At 53.3% G+C, this 19,806-nt stretch carries 18 protein-coding genes; 9 read left to right on the plus strand and 9 right to left on the minus strand.

Annotated elements, in window-relative coordinates; genetic code table 11:
- Nucleotides 1–15: 15 nt before the first annotated feature.
- Nucleotides 16–651 carry a thiol:disulfide interchange protein DsbA/DsbL gene (locus ABYA77_RS06775; protein WP_372965196.1) on the minus strand — a complete coding sequence of 212 codons (636 nt, stop codon included), beginning with the start codon at nucleotides 649–651 and terminating at the stop codon, nucleotides 16–18.
- A 186-nt stretch (nucleotides 652–837) separates the two neighbouring features.
- On the minus strand, nucleotides 838–1,452 hold the full coding sequence (locus ABYA77_RS06780) for a cytochrome c (RefSeq protein WP_372965197.1): 615 nt from the start codon (nucleotides 1,450–1,452) through the stop codon (nucleotides 838–840).
- Between the two features lie 180 nt (nucleotides 1,453–1,632).
- On the opposite strand from ABYA77_RS06780, the gene yihA reads away from it, so the two are divergent.
- Entirely contained in the window at nucleotides 1,633–2,271 is a 639-nt protein-coding gene (yihA, locus tag ABYA77_RS06785) for a ribosome biogenesis GTP-binding protein YihA/YsxC (RefSeq protein ID WP_372965198.1), read from the plus strand.
- Nucleotides 2,272–2,454: 183 nt separating this feature from the next.
- Here yihA and ABYA77_RS06790 read toward each other — a convergent pair whose 3' ends face one another.
- Nucleotides 2,455–3,144, minus strand: coding sequence for a TetR/AcrR family transcriptional regulator (locus ABYA77_RS06790; RefSeq protein WP_372965199.1), 690 nt, complete (start codon nucleotides 3,142–3,144; stop codon nucleotides 2,455–2,457).
- A gap of 177 nt (nucleotides 3,145–3,321) precedes the next feature.
- Between ABYA77_RS06790 and ABYA77_RS06795 the strand changes: the two genes are divergently transcribed.
- The 4 genes from ABYA77_RS06795 (at nucleotide 3,322) to coaD (ending at nucleotide 7,609) form a co-directional block, all read left to right on the plus strand.
- On the plus strand, nucleotides 3,322–4,767 hold the full coding sequence (locus ABYA77_RS06795; RefSeq protein WP_372965200.1) for a coniferyl aldehyde dehydrogenase: 1,446 nt from the start codon (nucleotides 3,322–3,324) through the stop codon (nucleotides 4,765–4,767).
- 24 nt (nucleotides 4,768–4,791) lie between these two features.
- A complete protein-coding gene (locus ABYA77_RS06800) occupies nucleotides 4,792–5,427 on the plus strand; it encodes a hypothetical protein (protein WP_372965201.1) in 636 nt (211 codons plus the stop codon).
- 29 nt (nucleotides 5,428–5,456) lie between these two features.
- Entirely contained in the window at nucleotides 5,457–7,055 is a 1,599-nt protein-coding gene (locus ABYA77_RS06805) for a GMC family oxidoreductase N-terminal domain-containing protein (protein ID WP_372965202.1), read from the plus strand.
- 71 nt (nucleotides 7,056–7,126) lie between these two features.
- Nucleotides 7,127–7,609 (plus strand): pantetheine-phosphate adenylyltransferase, encoded by a 483-nt coding sequence (gene coaD, locus ABYA77_RS06810; protein ID WP_372965203.1) that lies wholly within the window; start codon nucleotides 7,127–7,129, stop codon nucleotides 7,607–7,609.
- A gap of 52 nt (nucleotides 7,610–7,661) precedes the next feature.
- On the opposite strand, the gene ABYA77_RS06815 is transcribed toward coaD, so the two are convergent.
- The 4 genes from ABYA77_RS06815 to ABYA77_RS06830 form a co-directional block, all read right to left on the minus strand.
- Nucleotides 7,662–8,948 (minus strand): DUF945 family protein, encoded by a 1,287-nt coding sequence (locus ABYA77_RS06815; protein WP_372965204.1) that lies wholly within the window; start codon nucleotides 8,946–8,948, stop codon nucleotides 7,662–7,664.
- A gap of 36 nt (nucleotides 8,949–8,984) precedes the next feature.
- Nucleotides 8,985–11,126, minus strand: a complete 2,142-nt coding sequence (gene ppk1 / locus ABYA77_RS06820; RefSeq protein WP_372965205.1) for a polyphosphate kinase 1 — start codon at nucleotides 11,124–11,126, stop codon at nucleotides 8,985–8,987.
- Nucleotides 11,127–11,169: 43 nt separating this feature from the next.
- On the minus strand, nucleotides 11,170–12,186 hold the full coding sequence (gene hemB / locus ABYA77_RS06825) for a porphobilinogen synthase (protein ID WP_372965235.1): 1,017 nt from the start codon (nucleotides 12,184–12,186) through the stop codon (nucleotides 11,170–11,172).
- A gap of 173 nt (nucleotides 12,187–12,359) precedes the next feature.
- Nucleotides 12,360–12,581 (minus strand): hypothetical protein, encoded by a 222-nt coding sequence (locus ABYA77_RS06830; RefSeq protein WP_372965206.1) that lies wholly within the window; start codon nucleotides 12,579–12,581, stop codon nucleotides 12,360–12,362.
- A gap of 256 nt (nucleotides 12,582–12,837) precedes the next feature.
- Here ABYA77_RS06830 and ABYA77_RS06835 point away from each other — a divergent pair, with 256 nt between their 5' ends.
- From ABYA77_RS06835 to panP, 4 genes are all read left to right on the plus strand, one after another.
- Nucleotides 12,838–13,494 (plus strand): TetR/AcrR family transcriptional regulator, encoded by a 657-nt coding sequence (locus ABYA77_RS06835; RefSeq protein ID WP_372965207.1) that lies wholly within the window; start codon nucleotides 12,838–12,840, stop codon nucleotides 13,492–13,494.
- Nucleotides 13,495–13,496: 2 nt separating this feature from the next.
- A complete protein-coding gene (locus ABYA77_RS06840; RefSeq protein WP_372965208.1) occupies nucleotides 13,497–15,203 on the plus strand; it encodes an isovaleryl-CoA dehydrogenase in 1,707 nt (568 codons plus the stop codon).
- A gap of 205 nt (nucleotides 15,204–15,408) precedes the next feature.
- Nucleotides 15,409–15,759: a DUF503 domain-containing protein gene (locus ABYA77_RS06845; RefSeq protein ID WP_372965209.1), complete on the plus strand. Its 351-nt coding sequence runs from the start codon at nucleotides 15,409–15,411 to the stop codon at nucleotides 15,757–15,759.
- A gap of 199 nt (nucleotides 15,760–15,958) precedes the next feature.
- Complete coding sequence (gene panP, locus ABYA77_RS06850) at nucleotides 15,959–17,629, plus strand: pyridoxal-dependent aspartate 1-decarboxylase PanP (protein ID WP_372965210.1); 1,671 nt, start codon at nucleotides 15,959–15,961, stop codon at nucleotides 17,627–17,629.
- Nucleotides 17,630–17,733: 104 nt separating this feature from the next.
- Here panP and ABYA77_RS06855 read toward each other — a convergent pair whose 3' ends face one another.
- Both ABYA77_RS06855 and ABYA77_RS06860 read right to left on the minus strand, forming a co-directional pair.
- Nucleotides 17,734–18,000, minus strand: coding sequence for a hypothetical protein (locus ABYA77_RS06855; protein WP_372965211.1), 267 nt, complete (start codon nucleotides 17,998–18,000; stop codon nucleotides 17,734–17,736).
- Nucleotides 18,001–18,103: 103 nt separating this feature from the next.
- A complete protein-coding gene (locus ABYA77_RS06860; RefSeq protein ID WP_372965212.1) occupies nucleotides 18,104–19,669 on the minus strand; it encodes an inorganic phosphate transporter in 1,566 nt (521 codons plus the stop codon).
- Between the last annotated feature and the right edge of the window lie 137 nt (nucleotides 19,670–19,806).

Genomic DNA, 19,806 nt, shown 5'->3' on the forward strand with positions numbered 1-19,806 from the left:
CAAGGCTCACGCCACTTACTCTGATAACCCATGCTCTTTATTGATCAGGTAATCAACCACTTTCAACACATTCTCGTGGCTTTTTGCCATGCTTGCACTCACAATATATTTGCCATTAACCAGCATAGTCGGGGTGCCAGTTATTTGCGCGCCCATAATTTTTGCCTGAGCCTGGCGCACACGAGACCGCACCGAAAAACTGTTGTACGCCTGCACAAACGCTTCCGCATCTACTCCGTAGTCTGCCACAAAATCCGCCAGAGCCTCAGCAGAGTTCAAAGGACGACGCTCACCGGCCAAAGCCTTAAACAAGGCATCGTGCACCTTATCCAGCTCCCCCATAGATTCCAGTGCATAAAATGCGACGGCGTGAGGAGCCCAGCTCTCGCCCAGTACAGCAGGCAACCTGACATAATTTACAAATTCTGGTGCATTCTTTTCCCAGGCTTCAGATAGCGGTTTGAAGTTGTAGCAGTGGGGGCAGCCATACCAGAACACTTCGGCCACTTCGACACCCTCTTCCGAGGACGTATTTACCGGGCTGGACAAGGTACGGTAGTGGACACCGTCCTCCCAAGGCTCCGCACTTGCAAGCCCACTGAAAACCAGCGACACAGCCATCGTAGCTATCAGACTTAAAGTTCTGATCATGAACATTCTCCGAGCGATAAATTGTTTATTTGCGTTCCATATATAACGTTTGATTATGACCCAGCAATGCGCAGAAGTTCCACTGAGAGCAAAGAGAAATAATTACGGAAGATTAAGAGGCACACCAGAAAAAAACAAAAACCCCGCCGAAGCGGGGTTTCTTTGTCTCGCTGAACTAACAGGATATCAGTTCAAACCTGAGACATAGTTGGCTACTGCTTCGATTTCAGAGTCTGTCAGTTTGGAAGCCACATCAACCATAATGTTGGCATTCGCTGTAGTTGCACGCGAACCATTACGATAAGCCTGAAGCTGCTTCACAAGATACGCAGCACTTTGACCACTCAGTGCAGGATAGCCTGCAGGCTCGTTGCCGATACCTTTAGGGTTATGACAAGCAGCACAAGCCGGGACACCTGACGCCATATTACCGCCACGGTATAAATTCTGACCCTGTGCAATCAACTCCGCATCAGGGTTTGCTTGCTTAACCACTCGTTCTTGCTGGTTGTAGTAGGCCGCAATGTTTTGCAGATCCTGATCATTCAGGCCAGTCAGAATGCCGGTCATCTCAGGTACAACACGATCTCCGGATTGAATATCAACCAGTTGGCGATAAGTGTATTTCTCACCAAGCCCGGTCAGTTTCGGATAAATGTCCATCATAGGCTTGCTGCCACCCTGCCCGTGACAGGAGGAACATACAGCTGTTTTCTGTTCACCCGCTACCGGATCTCCTGCCCCGTGAGCCATAGCTGTCAGCCCAACTCCGAGAACAACTCCTGCGATCAGTTTTTTCATGCCCGCTCCGCTTCTCTCATCTTAGAATCTTGAAAGTAATCTGGTTGTACAGCCGGATGGCCCTGAGTGCTCAGGTTCAATACCGGGACTGACAGCGGAACGCGCAGCGCACCGCCGGAAATTGGTGTAGCATTATACATTAATCGCCGATAACTGAAATCCAAAGGAACAGCAACCGTCGTGGACCCTGATCTGACTCAAAAAAGCATCTCTTTCAATAGCGCCCGATTTCTGATCAGCGCCTCCCGGCTGGATGAATGCCCACCCGATTACGGCGCAGAGGTTGCCTTTGCGGGCCGCTCAAATGCCGGAAAATCGAGCGCACTCAACGCTATTACCGTCAACGGAAAGCTTGCTCGTACCAGTAAGACACCCGGGCGCACACGGCTGATTAACTTTTTCAGCCTGAACAGAGAAAACATGCACCTGGTCGACTTGCCTGGCTACGGTTACGCAAAAGTATCCCGGGACATGAAAGATGACTGGCAAAAGCATCTGGGCCGCTACCTCAACGAACGTCGCTGCCTTCGCGGACTGGTTCTGGTAATGGACATCCGGCACCCCCTGACCGAGTTCGACCAAATGATGGTCGATTGGTGCGAGCATAACAAGTTACCACTGATGATCCTTGCCACCAAAGCCGATAAATTCAAGTATGGGCAGGCAAAAACCGCCATGCTGGGAATTGCCAGCAAACTGAAGAAGTACGAGTGTGTAGAACACTTGATCATGTTTTCGGCCACGTCAAAACTGGGCCTGGATGAATGCCGGGCCGCTCTGACCAACTGGCTGGAAACTCCCGACACGTCTGAAGACTGACCCTTTTAAACGCAAAAAAACCGGCCTATCGCGCAGACAGGCCGGCAAAACGTCAGGGTTTGCGACGTACAATGGCCCTGAAAAAAGGGCCAGCCTGAGAAACTCACTCAGGAGAAGCAGGAAGGTCCGACTTCCCGCATCATTACCTTTGAACAGCAGTACCCGATAAAGTTCAAATTTCACTCAACCCGGACAAACATCCTGCGCAGCCACTGCGTCCTGACTGTCTGGCAAAGTAGGACGATACCTCTCTCGCAGAGCCAATACCTGCTCACGGAACTCCGGCATCAGATAGGGGATTTCAAAGGTCAGGATCTGGTAGATCCCCTGCTTGAGGTCCGTCAGACTCAAACTGGAGCGCTCATTACTGGCATGGGCCGTTTTCAGAAACGCCATCCAATTGGTAATCACAAGCCAGACATTCAGCGACATCGCTGAACGCAACTCTTCCGGCTGCGCCTGAATAATACCCGCCTCTGCCAGTTTTCCAAAAATCTGACTAATAGCTGCCAGGCAGCGACTGGTGAAGTCTCGATAATCACTTCGGAGCCGGGGATCACTGTCCAGCAGATACTCCAGATCACGATGAAAGAATCGATAGCTCCACAGCCCATCAAATACAGACTCGAGATAGAAGGTCATGTCCTCGAGAGTTATGGGCCGGTCTTCAGGAATATCCAGGTAATAATCCACCAATTTCTCATATTCCTGGAATATCTCATAAATAATGTCGGACTTACTCCGGAAATGGTAATACAGATTACCCGGGGATATCGCCAGATGTGCAGCAATATGATTAGTCGTAATATTGCGCTCACCCCGTTCATTAAAAAGTTCGAGGCTCGCCAGCAAAATTTTGTCTCTGGTTTTCATATTCACGCCGCAGTTTGTTGTTGTCAGCTCAACGGATGGCCTGTTAGGCCAACCGGCACTTCTTGACTGAGTAGAGTATATACTCTACTAATACCTCCTAGCGCAAATCACCAGACATTGGCGCCAACAATAACAACTGCCAGCACCTTTGCCCTGGCAGCACAGGGAGATAGCAACATGGTAGCAACTGTCGTTCAGCTCACTGAGAGCAACTCACAGATTCAGCAAACCCACCGGGTATTCGAGAATCAGAAAAAGGCTTTTAGAAATAACCCTAAGCCCTCCCTGACCGAGCGAAAAGAAAACCTCAAGCGCCTGAAGCGTGTGCTGCTAGCCAACCAAGACCGACTGCTCGAAGCTATTGACCGGGATTTCAGCTGCCGCTCGAAAGACGAATCTCTGGTTGCAGAAGTCATGCCGTCTATCCAGGGCATCAATTACACACTGAAAAATCTCGACAGCTGGGTGAAACCCTCCAAGCGCCATGTTTCTGTGTTATTTCAGCCGGCAAGTAACAAAGTATATTACCAACCCAAGGGGGTTGTGGGCGTCATTGTGCCCTGGAACTATCCGCTATACCTCGCAGTAGGCCCACTGATAGCCTCTATGGCGGCGGGCAACCGCACCATGATAAAAATGTCCGAATTTACGCCGCACACATCTTCACTGTTCAAAGAAATCATTGAGTCTATGTTTCCGGAAGATCTGGTCGCCGTGATCACCGGAGAAGCCGATGTTGCTGCCGATTTCTCCCGGCTCCCATTCGACCACCTTCTGTTCACCGGCTCTACCTCTGTGGGCAAGCTGGTTATGAAAGCTGCGGCCGAAAACCTGACGCCGGTTACTCTGGAGCTGGGAGGAAAATCTCCAGCACTGGTTTCACCAGACGTCCCTCTCGAAGACGCAGCCCAGCGCATCGTGTTCGGCAAAGCCCTCAACGCAGGCCAGACCTGTGTCGCTCCGGATTACGTTCTTTGCCCGGCAGACCGGGTGCCGGCCTTTGCAGAAGAGGTTCGCGCTAAATTTGCTGAAATGTATCCAAGCCTTCGGGATAACGACGACTACACCGCTATTATCAACGAACGCCAGTACGACCGGCTTCAGGGCTACCTGGACGATGCCCGGGCCAAGGGGGCCGACATCATTGAGGTAAACCCAGCCAATGAGAATCTGAAAGACGGAACCCGAAAAATTCCGCTCACTCTGGTGCTTAACACCACACCAGACATGAAAGTGATGCAGGACGAAATCTTTGGGCCCATCCTGCCAGTCGTCAGTTATGACCAACTGGATGATGCCATCCAGTACATCAATGACCGACCACACCCACTGGCCCTCTATTACTTTGGCTATGGCAAGTCGCTCCAGCAGCATGTCATCGAGGCAACAAACTCCGGCGGCATGTGCATCAATGACGTATTGATGCATGTCGCACAAGACGACCTGCCGTTTGGCGGCATTGGCGAGTCCGGCATGGGACACTACCACGGCAAAGAAGGCTTCCTGACCTTCTCTCACCAGCGGGCTATCTTCGCCAAGCAAAAGTTCAACAGCGGGAAATTTGTTTATCCACCGCACGGAACCGCCGCCCATCGAATGATCTATAAGCTGTTCATTCGTTAAAGCCACTTTAAAGAAGAGTTCCCGATGCTCGACAAGCCTCAGAACCAAACTGCTGACAACAAAACCGGGCAGAGCCGCCGAAGCTTCCTGAAAACCAGCTTTGGCGGTGCTCTGCTTCTTGGCACCATCAGCGTGAGCGCCGGCCTCTCCGGCTGCGCGACCGCTCCGGCAGGTCGTGTCAGCGCTGTTGGCAGCCGCATGAATGCCAGCTACCAGTTCCAGTTCCTGAGCAAGGACGACATCGCGCTCTTCGAAGCTCTGCTGCCTGCCATGCTTGCTGGCGCTTTACCGGAAGAGCCCAACCAACAACAGTTCGCTATTGCTGACACTCTGGAGCGGATTGACCAGGGCATCGTGAAGTTCGGTGCGCCGAACCAGAAAGAACTGCGCAAACTGTTCGACCTACTGAATTTCGCACCCACCCGGGTAACTCTGGCCCGGGTATGGTCAGATTGGCCCGCTGTTACCACCCAGGAAGCCGATGCTTTCCTGAATCGCTGGCGCAGCAGCCGAATCGGTTTACTGAACAATGGTTACATGGCTCTCAGCAAGATCACCAACGTGGCCTTCTATGGCCATGAGAGCCACTGGCACCTTACGGGTTACCCCGGGCCGCCAGCCTGGATGGTCGATTCTCTGCCACAGTTCCAAAACGCCTGATCCCCCCCCCGGATAACGGAGAGAGCACTATGTCCACGAATGATCCCATTGCCCGGGGCCTGGCTTCCGGCTGGAACGTCATTGATGCCAGAAAACTCACCTCAAACCAGACCGTAGAAGCCGACGTAGTGGTGATTGGCACCGGCGCTGGTGGTGGCACCACTGCTGAGATTCTCGCCAAACAGGGTTTGTCCGTCATTCTGGTTGAAGAAGGCGGGTTGTATTACCAGAAAGATTTCAAAATGGACGAACAAGCGTCCTATGCGGCTCTCTATCAGGAAGGCATGAGCCGCACCACGGCAGATGGCGCCATTGCCATCTTGCAAGGCCGGTGTGTCGGGGGGTCAACCACCGTTAACTGGACTAGCAGCTTTCGCACACCACCCGAAACCCTGACCTACTGGAGCCAGAAATTCGGGCTCGATGGCCTGGCCCCTGAATCCATGGCCCCTTGGTTCCAGGGCCGGGAAGAACGCCACACCATGGCACCCTGGCAAACCGACCCGAATCTGAACAACGATATCCTTCGCCAGGGGTGTGATGCTCTGGGTTATTCCTGGCAAATCATCCCCCGGAACGTCAAAGGCTGCTGGAACTCCGGTTACTGTGGCGTAGGCTGCCCCACAAATGCCAAGCAGGGAGCCCTTCTGACCACCATCCCGGGCGCTCTGGACAATAAAGCTCAAATGTTCCACGGTCTGCGCGCCGAACGCCTGGTTATGAACCAGGATCGCATCGACCATTTACAAGCCTCCGCCATGGGCGCAGACGGAGTGACCCCTTCAGGCATCACCATTACCCTGAAGGCCAACCACTTTGTCGTTGCTGCCAGCGCCATTGGCTCTCCCGGCTTACTACTGCGTTCTGAGCTGCCTGACCCGTACCAGCGTATCGGGAAGCGATCTTTCATCCACCCGGTCAATGCCACTGTGGCACGCATGCCATCCAAAGTAGACCCCTTCTACGGCGCACCACAGTCCATCTACTCCGATGAGTTCAATTTCAAACACGGCATTGATGGACCGGTAGGCTATAAACTCGAAGTGCCGCCCCTCCACCCCGGCATGGCCGCCGGCGTCGTACCGGGGCATGGAAAAGGACAATTGAACAACCTGAGCAAACTGCCCTGGACCCAGTCCGTCATTGCCCTGCTCCGAGATGGCTTTCACCCCGAAAGCCCCGGAGGCACAGTCACCCTGCGGGACGACGGCAGCCCGATACTCGACTACCCGGTAACAGACTACCTGTGGAAGGGCATTCGCCAGGCTTACCTGAACATGGCTGAAATCCAGTTCGCCGCTGGTGCCGAAGCCGTTCAGGCTGTTCACCTCGATTCGGGTTGGTACAGTAACTGGAACGAAGCCAAAGCCGCGATCCAGGAACTCCCGATGAAGCCCCACCGGGCCCGACTCTTTACCGCCCACCAGATGGGCGGCTGCAGCATGGGTAGCAATCCGGAAGAATCCGTGGTCAACGGCTTTGGTGAACACCACCACGTGGCAAACCTGAGCATCCATGACGCGTCTGTTTTTCCAACCAGCATCGGCGCTAACCCACAGTTGTCGGTTTATGCTCTGGCGGCACGAAACAGCGTCAGGTTAGCTCAAAGACTAACCGCAAAAAGCTGATAGAAAAGGAGGGGCTACAGCAAGAAAACCAATGCTGCTATGCTACCGCCCATCTAACCAAGGAGCTGTGCATGCCTAAAGTTATCTACCCTGGCACCTTCGACCCCATTACAAACGGCCACACCGATCTCATCGAACGCGCCGGCCGAATGTTTGACGAAATCGTCGTCGCCGTTGCCTACAATCCCAAAAAGCAGCCATTACTCAACCTGGATGAGCGCTGCGAACTGGTCAGAAAAGCCACTGCACACGTTCCGAATGTCACCGTAACCGGCTTCAGCAACTTACTGGCAGAGTTCGTTCGGGAACAACAAGCCACTGTCATCCTGCGTGGCTTACGGGCCGTATCCGATTTCGAATACGAATTTCAGCTCGCTGACATGAACCGAAGGCTGGCACCGGAAGTAGAAAGCGTATTCCTGACGCCCTCCAACCATCTGTCCTACATCTCATCCACCTTGATCAGGGAAATCGCTTCCCTGGGAGGAGATATCTCCGAGTTTGTAGATCCGGCCGTCGCCGAAGCTCTAAAACAGAAATTCAGCAAAACCTGAGAAGAGAGAATAAGCACCACCGAAACACTCATCAGGTGGTGCTTAGTAAAGACTACAGAAGGGGCGGCAGAGGAATCTGAAGCCCATTGATATCCAGAGCCACATCCTTCATGCGCCCCGTCATTACAAGCTGATCACCTTCTTGCACCAATAACCCCTGCTTAATTAAAGGTGCCACCTGCATTCGTACGGCGGGATAATTCTCTGCAAGCGCCAAAGGCATACTGAAATCTACCGTGCCCACCAATTGCTGCATAACCATCAACATATTCGCCCGGTCTTCTTCGGATAACGCCGGGTGGGAAATATCCAGACTCCCCTGAACCTTACCTTCAGGTGTATTCAGGTTCAGTTCACGAACACCAACCGAAAACCCCTTTCCCGCCAGACCACGAATCGCATCATTAAAACGCTGCATCGCTGCCATTTGCTGCTCATAGCCCGGGCGGAGATCCGTTCCCAATGCCAGCGTCTGCATGTCAGCCATAGCCGAACTGAAGTCATTCCAGCTTGCGACATCAACACCATCGACAGCCACGGCTATCCGATGAGGCCCATATGCATTTTCAGCAAAACGGACCGTTTCGATTTCAAGCACTGCTTCAGAGCTCAGCGTCTGATCACCATTACTGGCTACGCTGCTGGTATCGAAGGAAATACCCTTTACCAGCAAAGACGGCTCATCGGGGCTCTCAAGAGTTAACGCTCCCAGCGTCATGGTGCCTGAACCTGTCCAGATATCAGCCGTCAGCCAGGACAGGCTTTGCTCAAAATGAAAATCCTCAGCGGTTATGTCCAGGTCTGGACCGGACATCGTCATCTCAGGCCATACCAGCAATATGTCGGCCCGCTCTCCCAGATGACCAATGTCGATCCTCGCAAGCCCCCCACTTGCCCGGAATGATTCGGCCCTATCCGGACTGTTTATGACCACAGGAGGAGCCTGAAATTCCAGTGCAGCAGAGCCCCACAGGCGCGTTTCAAGCGTCAACGCCGGGTCTGGACCTTCAAACCAGGTATTTCCCTCTGACTGCCAGCCTTGGCTCGGGCGGAAATCCAGGAAACTGCCAACCACACCATGAGAAATAGCAACCTGAAAATCCAGGCTGTGACTGTCCCCCGTCTTTGGATCAAAAATCGTTAGTGTTCCCGTAGCTTCTGCACTCAAGATTCCACGCTGATAGCGGTTGGTTTCCATTCGGACAAAAGGCTGCGCACCGTTAATCTCTTCCGTGGCCTGAAGCCATTGCTGCTCCGTCACATACCCGACACCCCATGGTGCCACTCCCGCTACGAGCAAAATTGCTGTACCTGCAATCGTCCATTTGTTCAGCGTCAAAGTTTCTGTCCTGTCAGCAAATATTTTGTTCGTCGCTTAGCTTGGTTTACCCGTCAACCGCTCCAGAAGCACCGACTGAGCCGCCAACCGGGCTTCGCCTTCTTCAGGCTGATTTTGTACATAACTTCCATCAGACTGTAATGCCCAGGACTGACAGTTATCAGCAAGATAGGCATCCAGATCGTCAGTTAACCGGGCAACCAGTGATGGCTCCTCAATCGGAAACGCCACCTCTATACGGTTAAGCATGTTCCGCTCCATGCCGTCTGCACTAGCGCAATAAACGTCTGGCTTGCCCTTATTACCGAAGTAATAAACCCGGGTGTGTTCCAGAAAACGCCCAACGATTGAACGTACCCGAATGTTTTCCGACAAGCCTGGCATTTCCGGACGCAGGCAACAGATGCCCCGGACGATCAGATCAATTTTTACACCCGCCTGTGAGGCTCGATATAAAGCTTTTATGATTTGGGGGTCCGTCAGAGCATTAAACTTGAAGATAAGCCGCCCGTCTTCCCCATAAGTGGTTTCCCGCTCAATTAAACTGATGACACGCTTATGCATAGAAAACGGAGCATGAAACAACTTTTTGATTTTCAGGGCTTTGCCCATACCCGTCAGCTGTTGGAACAGCTTGTTAACATCATCGCCAATGGACTCGTCACAGGTCATAAAACTGTAATCGGTATACAGCCGGGCATTGCCCGCATGATAGTTACCTGTCCCCAGGTGCACATACCGGCTCAGCTTACCCTCTTCCCGACGCACAACCAGCATCATTTTGGCGTGGGTTTTGTAGCCCACCACACCGTAAACCACAATAACGCCAGCTTCTTGAAGCCGGCTTGCCAGTTCCAGGTTTTCCGCCTCACTGAACCGGGCCCGCAACTCAATAACCACGGTTACTTCTTTGCCCCGGCGAGCGGCGTCGGCCAGGGCCTCAACAATTTCTGATCCGGTACCGGCGCGGTACAGTGTTTGCCGAATGGCCAACACCTGAGGATCTTTTGCGGCTTGGCGCAACAGGTCCACAACCGGGCTAAAACTCTCAAATGGATGCGATAACAGAATCGGACGTTTGCGGATAGCATCAAACATCGATTCCTTGCTGCGAATCTGCCGTGGGATCGTCGGTGAAAAACTGGAATAGGTCAGGTCCGGGCGATCCACCAGGCCACTCACCGCCAATAGCCGGGTCAAATTAACCGGGCCATTCACCTGGTAGAGATCCCTTTCAGTCAAGCCAAACTCTCGCAGCAGAAATTGCACCAGTTCTTCCGGGCAATTGTCCGCAACTTCCAGGCGTACCGCATCACCAAATCTCCGGCTTAACAGTTCGCCCCGAAGCGCAGACGCAAGGTCCTCCAGGTCATCCTCGAGCTCCAGATCCGCGTTACGGGTCAAACGGAACTGATAGCAGCCTTTCACTTCCATTCCTGGAAATAACTCGTCTGCATGGGCGTGAATCATCGAGGACAAAAACACCAGGTTTTCGCCACCGTCACAAACATTATCCGGCAGGCGCACCAGGCGCGGCAGCGAGCGCGGTGCAGGCAAAATTGCCATGCCAGTTTCCCGGCCAAATGCATCTTTGCCATCAAGTTCAACAATGAAGTTAAGACTCTTATTAACCAGCCTTGGGAACGGATGCGACGGGTCCAGCCCTATCGGACTGACCACCGGAAGAATCTCATCCTCGAAGTAGTTCCTCACCCACTCGGCCTGCGCTGGAGTCCACTCCCTGCGACGAACAAAGTGAATATCCTGTTTTTCCAACTCCGGAAAGAGGACGTTGTTCAGGATGTCGTATTGCTCGTCGATATATTCATGGGCAACTCTGCTGATTTCTGCCAGCACTTGCTCTGGCAGCATGCCATCGGGGCCCACGGTTTCCCGGCCGTACTTCATTTGTTCGCGCAGGCCCGCAACCCGGATTTCAAAGAACTCATCCAGGTTACTACTGAAAATACAACAAAAGATCAGCCGGTTAATCAGCGGGTGCGCGGGATCCAGAGCCTGCTTCAAAACCCGGTAGTTGAACTGAAGCTGGCTCAGTTCTCGGTTGAACCAGTTATCACTGGAATCCAGATTAACCTCTTCACCACGTGGAGAAACCTCCACCGGTGCGGGTACACTCTGATCACTGCTTACTGCTGTCTTTGTTGTTTCAGTTGTCATCGCTCTCAGCATCCATTTTAGTCGCGGGTTGCACACCCACCCTTTATGCCCGATGGCGATCCCGCATCAGTCTGGCTGCACGAACGGCAAAATAAGTGAGAATGCCGTCGGCACCAGCCCGACGCATAGCCATCAGGCTTTCCATCATCACCGCATCGCCATCCAGCCAGCCATTCTGAGCGGCTGCCATATGCATCGCGTATTCTCCACTCACCTGGTACACAAACGTGGGGACCTGCAGCTCTGTTTTCACCCGATGCACAATATCGAGGTAAGGCATCCCCGGTTTGATCATGACCATATCAGCCCCTTCAGCCAGATCCATTGCTACTTCATGAATAGCTTCATTGCTGTTGGCCGGGTCCATCTGATAAGTAGACTTGTTACTTTTGCCCAGGTTACCCGCTGAGCCCACCGCATCCCGAAACGGCCCGTAATAACTGGACGCATATTTGGCAGAATAGGCCAGAATCCGGGTATTCACGTAACCAGCAGACTCTAGGGCTTCACGGATGGCTGCAACTCGCCCATCCATCATGTCGGAGGGCGCCACAACATCCGCCCCCGCATCAGCATGTGACAGAGCCTGATTCACCAGAGCTTCAACGGTCACATCGTTCAGAACATACCCATCATTATCGATGATGCCGTCTTGACCGTGAGTGGTGAATGGATCAAGTGCCACATCAGTAATCACGCCCAACTCCGGATAGGCCTTTTTAAGCGCCCGAACTGCACGTTGAGCCAAACCGTCAGAATCCCATGCGCCCGAACCGGACAGGTTCTTATACTCCGCCGGCACAACAGGGAACAACGCAATTGCAGGAATGCCCAGTTCAACAAGCTCTGCAGCCTCCTGCACGAGCAGATCGATACTCAGACGCTCGACCCCCGGCATGGAAGGAACGGCTTCACGCTGTTTTTCACCCTCCAGCACAAATACGGGATAAATCAGATTATCCGGCGTGAGCTGGTTTTCCCTGACCAAACGACGTGAGAAATCACTGGCCCGATTGCGGCGCAGTCTGGTGAAGGGATAGCTTCGGCTGGAAAGCGGCAAATGCGGCTTTGACACAGGTAACCTCCTGAACATGGATGACCTTGGAAAGTGCTAACATCATACACTCCAGAGGCAGCCTGTTGCAGGCCTGCAGCCGAGTCTGCCATTGACCGATGACAACAAGATGACAAAATCCGGGCGGTCAGACAGAAACCGCCCGTATCAGAAGGGAATCAGATGGAACGGTTATTAAAATCCACATCGGCCTTGCGGGGCGTGCTGGATTTCAAGGTAGTGTCTACTTCTTCGATTTTTCCACCACACTGCAGAAACGCTTCCATATCAGCCTGCAGCTGGGCTCTGACCCGAGCACGACTGGCGATGGAATGGTTGTCGTCGCCATCACTGGCCCAATTACCGGACTGCTCCAGATTGCCTTCGTCGAATTCACTCATTCACTTTTCTCCATCAACGAAAACGCTACCACAGGTGCCTTATAAGCCTGCGAAAGACGCACCTTATCTCGACGAATGGCCACCTTCGGCCTCGTCTTGGCGTCTTTATAATCCGGTTTTGGTGACAGCGCCATTTCCCAGCAAATACTTTTTTGTAACGTTTTGTAACCAATCACAACTTATTGATTTATAATGGCAAAAAGAACGTCAAAAGAAGCCTTCTTAAAGATGGATTCTTTGACAGAAAGAATGAATAATGATTCACTACTTCCAGGAAACCACCATGGCCTACCGCGAAACTGAAAAGATGCGTCAACGCAAAGCCGAGGCACGCAAGAACATTATTGAATGCACCTGGCAATGTGTCGAAGAAGGCGGCTTTCGTAGCGCCCGAATCACCAGGATTGCAGGTTTAGCAGGTGTAGCAACGGGTACCATTTATCGCCATTTCGAATCCCGGGAAGACTTGTTTGCCGAAATATTTCGACTCGCCACACAACGTGAAGTCGATAAAGTCAAAGAAGCACTTTCTATAAAAGGTACTGCCACGGAACGGCTAGAGAACTCCTTAAGGAAATTCGCGGAACGCGCACTTAAAGGCTCCATAAAAGCCTGGGCCCTGATTGCCGAACCCGTAGACCCCAAAGTAGAACAAGAGCGTCTGATCTACCGGAAAGCCTACGCAAGCCTGATGGAGCAAGCGATTCAGGACGGCATTTCAGAAGGGTGCATTCCCGAACAAAACGCTCGCCTGAGCAGTACCTGCCTGGTAGGCGCAATCTCAGAATCATTAGTAGGACCACTGTCGCCAGCACAAACTGCATCGCTACCGACAACACACACCGATCAAAAAGAATTGATCGACTCCATCATCAACTTTTGCATGAGGGGGTTGACCGGTACCAGGAGCTAACTATGAGCAGCCCACAACACAATAAAACCGATCATGCCGGTGAATCACTCCGGGACTATAAATTTCTGTCTGCTACTCACGAAGTTATTAACCAGCCCAAAGCACTGGCGGATTACAATCTCTTCGAGCAGGACACTGCGCTGCAGGAAGCAGTACTCCGGGAGGGGGCTGGCCACGCCAATGAACAACTGTGCAAGTTCGGCGCATGGGCCGGTAAAGCTGACACCATCGAACTTGGTCACCAGGCCAACCAAAACAAGCCCGGCTTTCGTACCCACGACCGCTTTGGCCACCGGGTAGACGAAGTTTCCTTCCACCCGGCCTATCATGAGCTCATGGGGAAGGCTTTTGAAAACGGCCTGCATAGCGCTCCGTGGGCCAAACCAGGCCCGGGGGCTCATGTAGCGCGAGCCGCCAAGTACTACATGCACTCCCAGGTAGAAGCCGCTCATTGCTGTCCGGTGACCATGACCTTTGCTGCCATACCTTCCATCCGGAAACAACCGGAATTGGCGACCCTCTGGGAGCAGAAGATCCTCACTAACGCATACGACCCGCGCAACATACCTGATACCGAAAAAAGCGCCGTCACCATCGGTATGGCCATGACCGAAAAACAAGGTGGCAGCGACGTCCGGGCCAATACCACCGTAGCCCATCCGCTGGGCCAGACAGGCCCGGGCCAGGCCTACGAACTGGTCGGCCACAAGTGGTTCGTATCTGCCCCCATGTGCGACGCCTTCCTGGTGCTGGCCCAAACCACCAATGGCCTGTCCTGCTTCCTGATGCCACGATGGCGCCCGGACGGAAGCAAAAATCCCTGGCAAGTCCAGCAACTGAAAAACAAAATGGGCAACGTTGCCAACGCCTCCAGTGAAGTCGAAATCCGCGGCGCTTTGGCCTGGATGATTGGCGAAGAAGGCCGCGGCGTACCCACCATTATCCAAATGGTAGCCATGACTCGTTTCGACTGTATGATCGGCAGCTCCGCCGGCATGCGCCAGGCCGTCGCCCAGGCCACCCATCATTGCCATAACCGCAGCGCCTTTGGGGCTCGCCTGAGCGAGCAACCCTTGATGCAAAACGTCCTCGCCGACCTGATCATTGAGAACGAAGCCGCACTCGCGTACACCATGCGGATCGCCCGCGCCCTCGACAACCAGAACAACGAACACGAACGCCTGCTCGCCCGGTTAGCCACCCCCGTCGGCAAATACTGGATCTGCAAACGCACCCCCAACCACGCTTACGAAGCCATGGAATGCATCGGTGGCAGCGGTGTGATGGAAGACTGCATCATGCCCCGGCTGTTCCGTGAATCACCCGTCAACGCCATTTGGGAGGGCAGCGGCAACGTTCAATGCCTCGACACCCTACGCGCCATCCAAAAAGAACCTGAAGTCCTCGATGCTTTCTTTAAAGAAGCCGCCGAAGCCAATAGCGCCGACCGCCGCTTCGACCAGTTCCTGGCCCAGCTGCAAGCTGACTTTGCTGAGATCAGCGACGTCCAATACCGCGCCAGAAACCTTGTCGACCGCCTCGCCCTCATCATGCAGGCCTCTCTGCTGCTGCGCTTCGGAGACCAAAACGTGGCCGACGCTTTCTGCGCATCCCGTCTACAAAACAACGGCGGTATGAACTACGGCAACCTCCCCTCCGGCATCAACGCAGCAGCCATTATCAAACGGGCAACGCCTATAGTAGGCTAGGGATAAAATGCGGATCTCCTGATCAAGCCTTGATTCAGGCAACAGGAATCCAGCTGAGAACCTGGTGAGCCGGCGAGGTGTTGCTGCCTTCCAAAAATGTGCGCAGCCATGGATAGCGGAGCAGAAGCGCCACATGGATGTGTCGGAGGAGCGTTTTTTTGGAAGGCAACACCTCATCGGTTCCTGCACAGAGGCCGGAAGGAAAATGTCGGAATCCCTGAGAAAGCTGCTCAAAGAAGGCAAAACCCCAAAACAACAGCAACATACCATCACCCCTCACGTAGGCATGCTAACCCTGCACTTCCAGCTTTATGCCTGCGAAGACCTGAAAGCCAAACGCAAAGCCTTCACCGCCATGAAAGCCATCTGGGGCAAAGAACCTGATCTGGCCGTTAACGAAACGGCCGACCACGACGCCCTGGACTGCGCCACCTGGACCATCGCCGCCCTCGGTGACTCGGCCCAACAAATCACACAACGCCTCGACCAGGTCGAAAAAAACATCCAGGAGCGCATAGACGCCGCCATTATGGACATTCACCGGGAAATCCTCTGACCCTGCACAGCAACCCAAAACAACCAGAGCTCCCGAGGCATAGCGTCATTTCAGTTCAAGCCTTATACTAGCGCCCCTCAGGGAACATATGACCTACTTCCAGACAGGTCAGCACTACAAGTGCCAGGCCATGCCTGGCCCCGTCCGCAGGGTTTCCGGAACCAACCCATCGGACAACCACTGAACGTGTAAGAGCTCTATGACCGGAAAGAAAAAAGCCGCCAGCGCCTCAGTTGAGGCTATGTATCGCGTGTTTACGGTGCCAGAGGCGCCGGAATCTACCCTGAGCCGAATAGAGCAAAATATCTCCCGCAACCTCGCTGGATTTCTTCAAGAGCACATCGTTGCCGTCGAGCGAGACCTGTCCGACGTAGAAAAGAACTTCGCCGACTCCGTCATCCCGGAAAAACCGGTCTTCGTTTCTGAGCAAGCTCAATTTCTGCTCGACAAACTTGTAGCAAACTCTGTACACACCGCCTCCCCGGCCTTCATTGGGCATATGACCTCAGCGCTGCCTTATTTCATGCTGCCATTGTCCAAAATCATGATTGCCCTGAACCAGAACCTGGTTAAAACCGAAACCTCCAAGGCATTTACCCCTATGGAGCGCCAGGTGCTGGGCATGATCCACCGCCTGGTGTACCAGCAAGACGGCGCTTTTTACCGGAAATGGATGCACAGCCCCCGGCACTCACTGGGAGCCATGTGCTCTGGAGGTACCGTTGCCAACTTGACCGCACTCTGGGTTGCACGGAATCGGGCTTTCCCGGCTGAAGGCAGTTTCCGGGGATTGCAAGAAGAAGGCCTGTTCAGAGCCCTGAAGTATTATGGATACGAAGGTACAGCCATCGTCGTTTCCAAGCGCGGGCACTACTCGCTTCGTAAAGCCGCCGACGTGCTGGGTTTAGGCCGGGATGCTCTGGTGTCCGTCGAAACCGACGATAACAACCGGATACAGACCGACGCCCTGCGTGACAAATGTCTGGAGCTTCAAAAGCAAAAGATTAAAGTAATGGCCATCTGCGGGGTTGCCGGCACTACGGAAACCGGCAGCGTCGACCCACTGGAGGCCATGGCAGACATCGCCCGGGAATTCGGCGCGCACTTCCACGTAGACGCTGCCTGGGGCGGTCCCACACTGTTCTCCCGCACCTATCGCGGCTTATTGCGAGGCATAGAACAAGCCGACTCTGTCACGTTCGATGCCCACAAACAACTGTACGTACCCATGGGCGTTGGCCTGGTGGTCTTCAAAGAACCCGGTCTGGCCAGTGCGGTAGAACATCACGCCCAGTATATTATCCGAAAGGGCTCACGAGACCTTGGCAGCACCACCCTCGAAGGCTCTCGCCCGGGCATGTCCATGCTGATTCACTCAGGTCTGAAAATCCTGGCCCGGGAAGGTTATGAAATCCTGATTGATCAAGGCATCGAGAAGGCCAAGCTGTTCTCCGAGATGATCAATGCACAGCCAGACTTCGAACTTATCACCCGGCCGGAACTGAACATCCTGACCTACCGATATTGCCCCGAGAACGTCCAGCGGGCGCTGGCTGTAGCCGATGAACTTCAGGCCGAGAAGATGAACAGCTGTCTGAACCGCATCACCAAGTTCATCCAGAAAACCCAGCGGGAGCATGGTAAAGCTTTTGTTTCCCGGACCCGGCTGGAGCCGGCCTGTTATTACCACTTCCCCTGCATCGTGTTCCGGGTCGTTCTGGCTAACCCATTAACAACGCCGGCGATTCTCGAAGATATTCTCAAGGAACAGCAAGAACTGTCGAAAGAGGATGGTATTGCGGATGAAATAGATATCCTGCACCAGATGGCAGATGCCGTTCTGAAACAGGCTCAATCAGAAGTAAAATAAGCCGATACCGTTCATCATCAGGCTCTGCCCCGGCCATCCATGGCCCGGCAAAGGTTGTCACGAAAGCACTCTCCTGAAACCTTACTCAGAGCTTCCCGGCTGAATTAATACAACGCGTCTTCGTCATCCAATACTTCGTGCAGAATCTCCAGAAACATCTTATCTGCATCACTCCAGTTTTCCGGAATACGAATAGTCGTGTTCGCACTGATTTCGCGGGCAATCAACTCATCAGAATTAGTTTGGCCCTTGTACTTGCGGGCAATATCCACAGATTTGACCGCAATAGTCGGATCACTCAGAACTTTCTTGATGAAAACCCGAAGCTCTCCGATCATCTTGGCCTGATGACTTTCAACAGATGAACTCATTCCTGACTCCCGAGATTAGATAACTGCAGAGCATCGACGCCCCACGTAAAACCTTGCTTACAGTATGGCCAAACTAAGAGGCACTAACCAGCCCCACCAACCATTAAACCATCACACCTCGAAGTGCAAAGAATAAGAACGCTGCCATAAGCGCTGAGGCCGGCACAGTAATGATCCAGGCTGCTGCAATCCGGGTCAGGTGTGATCGCTTGACCATTTCTTCCTTATAAATTTTCTTCAGGCGCTTACGCTCAGATTTTGACAAGGGCACCTGCTGCTTTTTCTTTTTGGCCTGTTTTAGCAAGTGCTCCATCTCCTCGACGGTCGCACTGCGGAAATCATCCAGGAATGGTTTCAAGCGCTCCTGCTCAGCGGGCTCATGTTTCTCGATAATCTTATGCAGCTGGGTTGCATAGTTCGTCTTCAGGTACTCCCGAAGGAAACCAACACCAAACACGCCACCGATAGCGATATGAGTCGAGCTGACCGGCAAACCCAGCTGGGACGCCAGAATAACGGTCAGCGCGGCAGACAGTGCAATACAGAAAGCGCGGGTTTTATCCAGTTCGGTAATTTCACTGCCCACGGTTTTGATCAACCTTGGGCCGAACAGCATCAAACCAACAGCTAACCCGATAGCACCCACCATCATCACCCACAGAGGAATGCTTGCAGAGACCACAACGCCACCACCAGCATGAATGGCATCGTTAATGGCAGCCAGAGGGCCGATGGCGTTGGCCACGTCATTAGCCCCATGAGCAAAACTCAGCAGGGCTGCGGCACCCACCAGCGGCCAGGTAAACAGGGCATTCACCCCCTCAGTGCTATTTTCCATGGTTGCAGCGCGACGGCTTACCAGGCTGCGCATCACGAAAAATACAATGGCCGCCACCGCCAGACCAATCAATGAAGCTTCGACAATGTCCACTTTTACGATTTTCTTTACGCCTTTGATCATCAGGTACGTGGTGAAAGCCCACGCCATAATAGACACCAGCCAAGGCACAAAGGTACGGGCAGATGACACCAGATTCTGGCGATAAAGAACGGTTTTTTTGATGACAAACAAGAACAAAGCGGCCAGAACACCACCCAGCACAGGAGAAACGACCCAGCTGGCCACAATTTTACCCATCACAGCCCAGTCGGCGATGGCCCAGCCACCGGCCGCAACACCTGCGCCCAGAACACCACCAACGATAGAATGTGTGGTAGAAACCGGGGCACCCATCCAGGTAGCGAGATTCAACCACAAGGCCCCGGCTAACAGCGCTGCTGTCATCAGCCACACAAAAGAACGCGGGTCTTCAAGTGTGGTCGGGTCAATAATGCCACCCTTAATCGTGGAAACCACATCGCCCCCGGCAATCAACGCACCACCTGCCTCAAAAACAGCCGCCAAAATCACAGCCGCCCCTAAAGAAAGCGCACCCGACCCCACCGCAGGGCCAACATTATTAGCGACATCATTAGCGCCAATATTGATGGCCATATAACCACCAATAACAGCAGCCGCCATCAGAAGCATGCTATTCGGCAACCCCTGGCTGAAAGAGCCAACCACCAACCAGACGCCAAGCAGGAAAAGCACGCTTAAGCCGACTCTGTATCGTTCCGTGGTCGGACTGCTGAGAAGGGTATCCAGAAAACCACTGGAACGTGCCATAAGCTCTACGCTCTCTTTAAACAGAATAGATTGGACAAATCACTGGGCGCGCACTATAAAATTTTTGCCTTTAAATTGAAACAAGGCGCTGTTTCGGTCGCTCTTCACATTGTAGACAAGTTAGCCTCCAACCCTGA

Source organism: Marinobacter sp., from assembly GCF_041595835.1.
Classification (GTDB): domain Bacteria; phylum Pseudomonadota; class Gammaproteobacteria; order Pseudomonadales; family Oleiphilaceae; genus Marinobacter.

Excerpts from the sequence above, each read along its gene's own strand:
- ABYA77_RS06800 (WP_372965201.1), top strand. The coding sequence starts at position 4,792 with ATGCTCGACAAGCCTCAGAACCAAACTGCTGACAACAAAACCGGGCAG.
- ABYA77_RS06845 (WP_372965209.1), top strand. The coding sequence starts at position 15,409 with ATGTCGGAATCCCTGAGAAAGCTGCTCAAAGAAGGCAAAACCCCAAAA.
- ppk1 (WP_372965205.1), bottom strand. The coding sequence starts at position 11,126 with ATGACAACTGAAACAACAAAGACAGCAGTAAGCAGTGATCAGAGTGTA.
- ABYA77_RS06830 (WP_372965206.1), bottom strand. The coding sequence starts at position 12,581 with ATGAGTGAATTCGACGAAGGCAATCTGGAGCAGTCCGGTAATTGGGCC.
- ABYA77_RS06860 (WP_372965212.1), bottom strand. The coding sequence starts at position 19,669 with ATGGCACGTTCCAGTGGTTTTCTGGATACCCTTCTCAGCAGTCCGACC.
- ABYA77_RS06835 (WP_372965207.1), top strand. The coding sequence starts at position 12,838 with ATGATTCACTACTTCCAGGAAACCACCATGGCCTACCGCGAAACTGAA.
- ABYA77_RS06775 (WP_372965196.1), bottom strand. The coding sequence starts at position 651 with ATGATCAGAACTTTAAGTCTGATAGCTACGATGGCTGTGTCGCTGGTT.
- ABYA77_RS06840 (WP_372965208.1), top strand. The coding sequence starts at position 13,497 with ATGAGCAGCCCACAACACAATAAAACCGATCATGCCGGTGAATCACTC.
- ABYA77_RS06790 (WP_372965199.1), bottom strand. The coding sequence starts at position 3,144 with ATGAAAACCAGAGACAAAATTTTGCTGGCGAGCCTCGAACTTTTTAAT.
- coaD (WP_372965203.1), top strand. The coding sequence starts at position 7,127 with ATGCCTAAAGTTATCTACCCTGGCACCTTCGACCCCATTACAAACGGC.
- ABYA77_RS06795 (WP_372965200.1), top strand. The coding sequence starts at position 3,322 with ATGGTAGCAACTGTCGTTCAGCTCACTGAGAGCAACTCACAGATTCAG.
- ABYA77_RS06780 (WP_372965197.1), bottom strand. The coding sequence starts at position 1,452 with ATGAAAAAACTGATCGCAGGAGTTGTTCTCGGAGTTGGGCTGACAGCT.
- panP (WP_372965210.1), top strand. The coding sequence starts at position 15,959 with ATGACCGGAAAGAAAAAAGCCGCCAGCGCCTCAGTTGAGGCTATGTAT.
- ABYA77_RS06855 (WP_372965211.1), bottom strand. The coding sequence starts at position 18,000 with ATGAGTTCATCTGTTGAAAGTCATCAGGCCAAGATGATCGGAGAGCTT.
- ABYA77_RS06805 (WP_372965202.1), top strand. The coding sequence starts at position 5,457 with ATGTCCACGAATGATCCCATTGCCCGGGGCCTGGCTTCCGGCTGGAAC.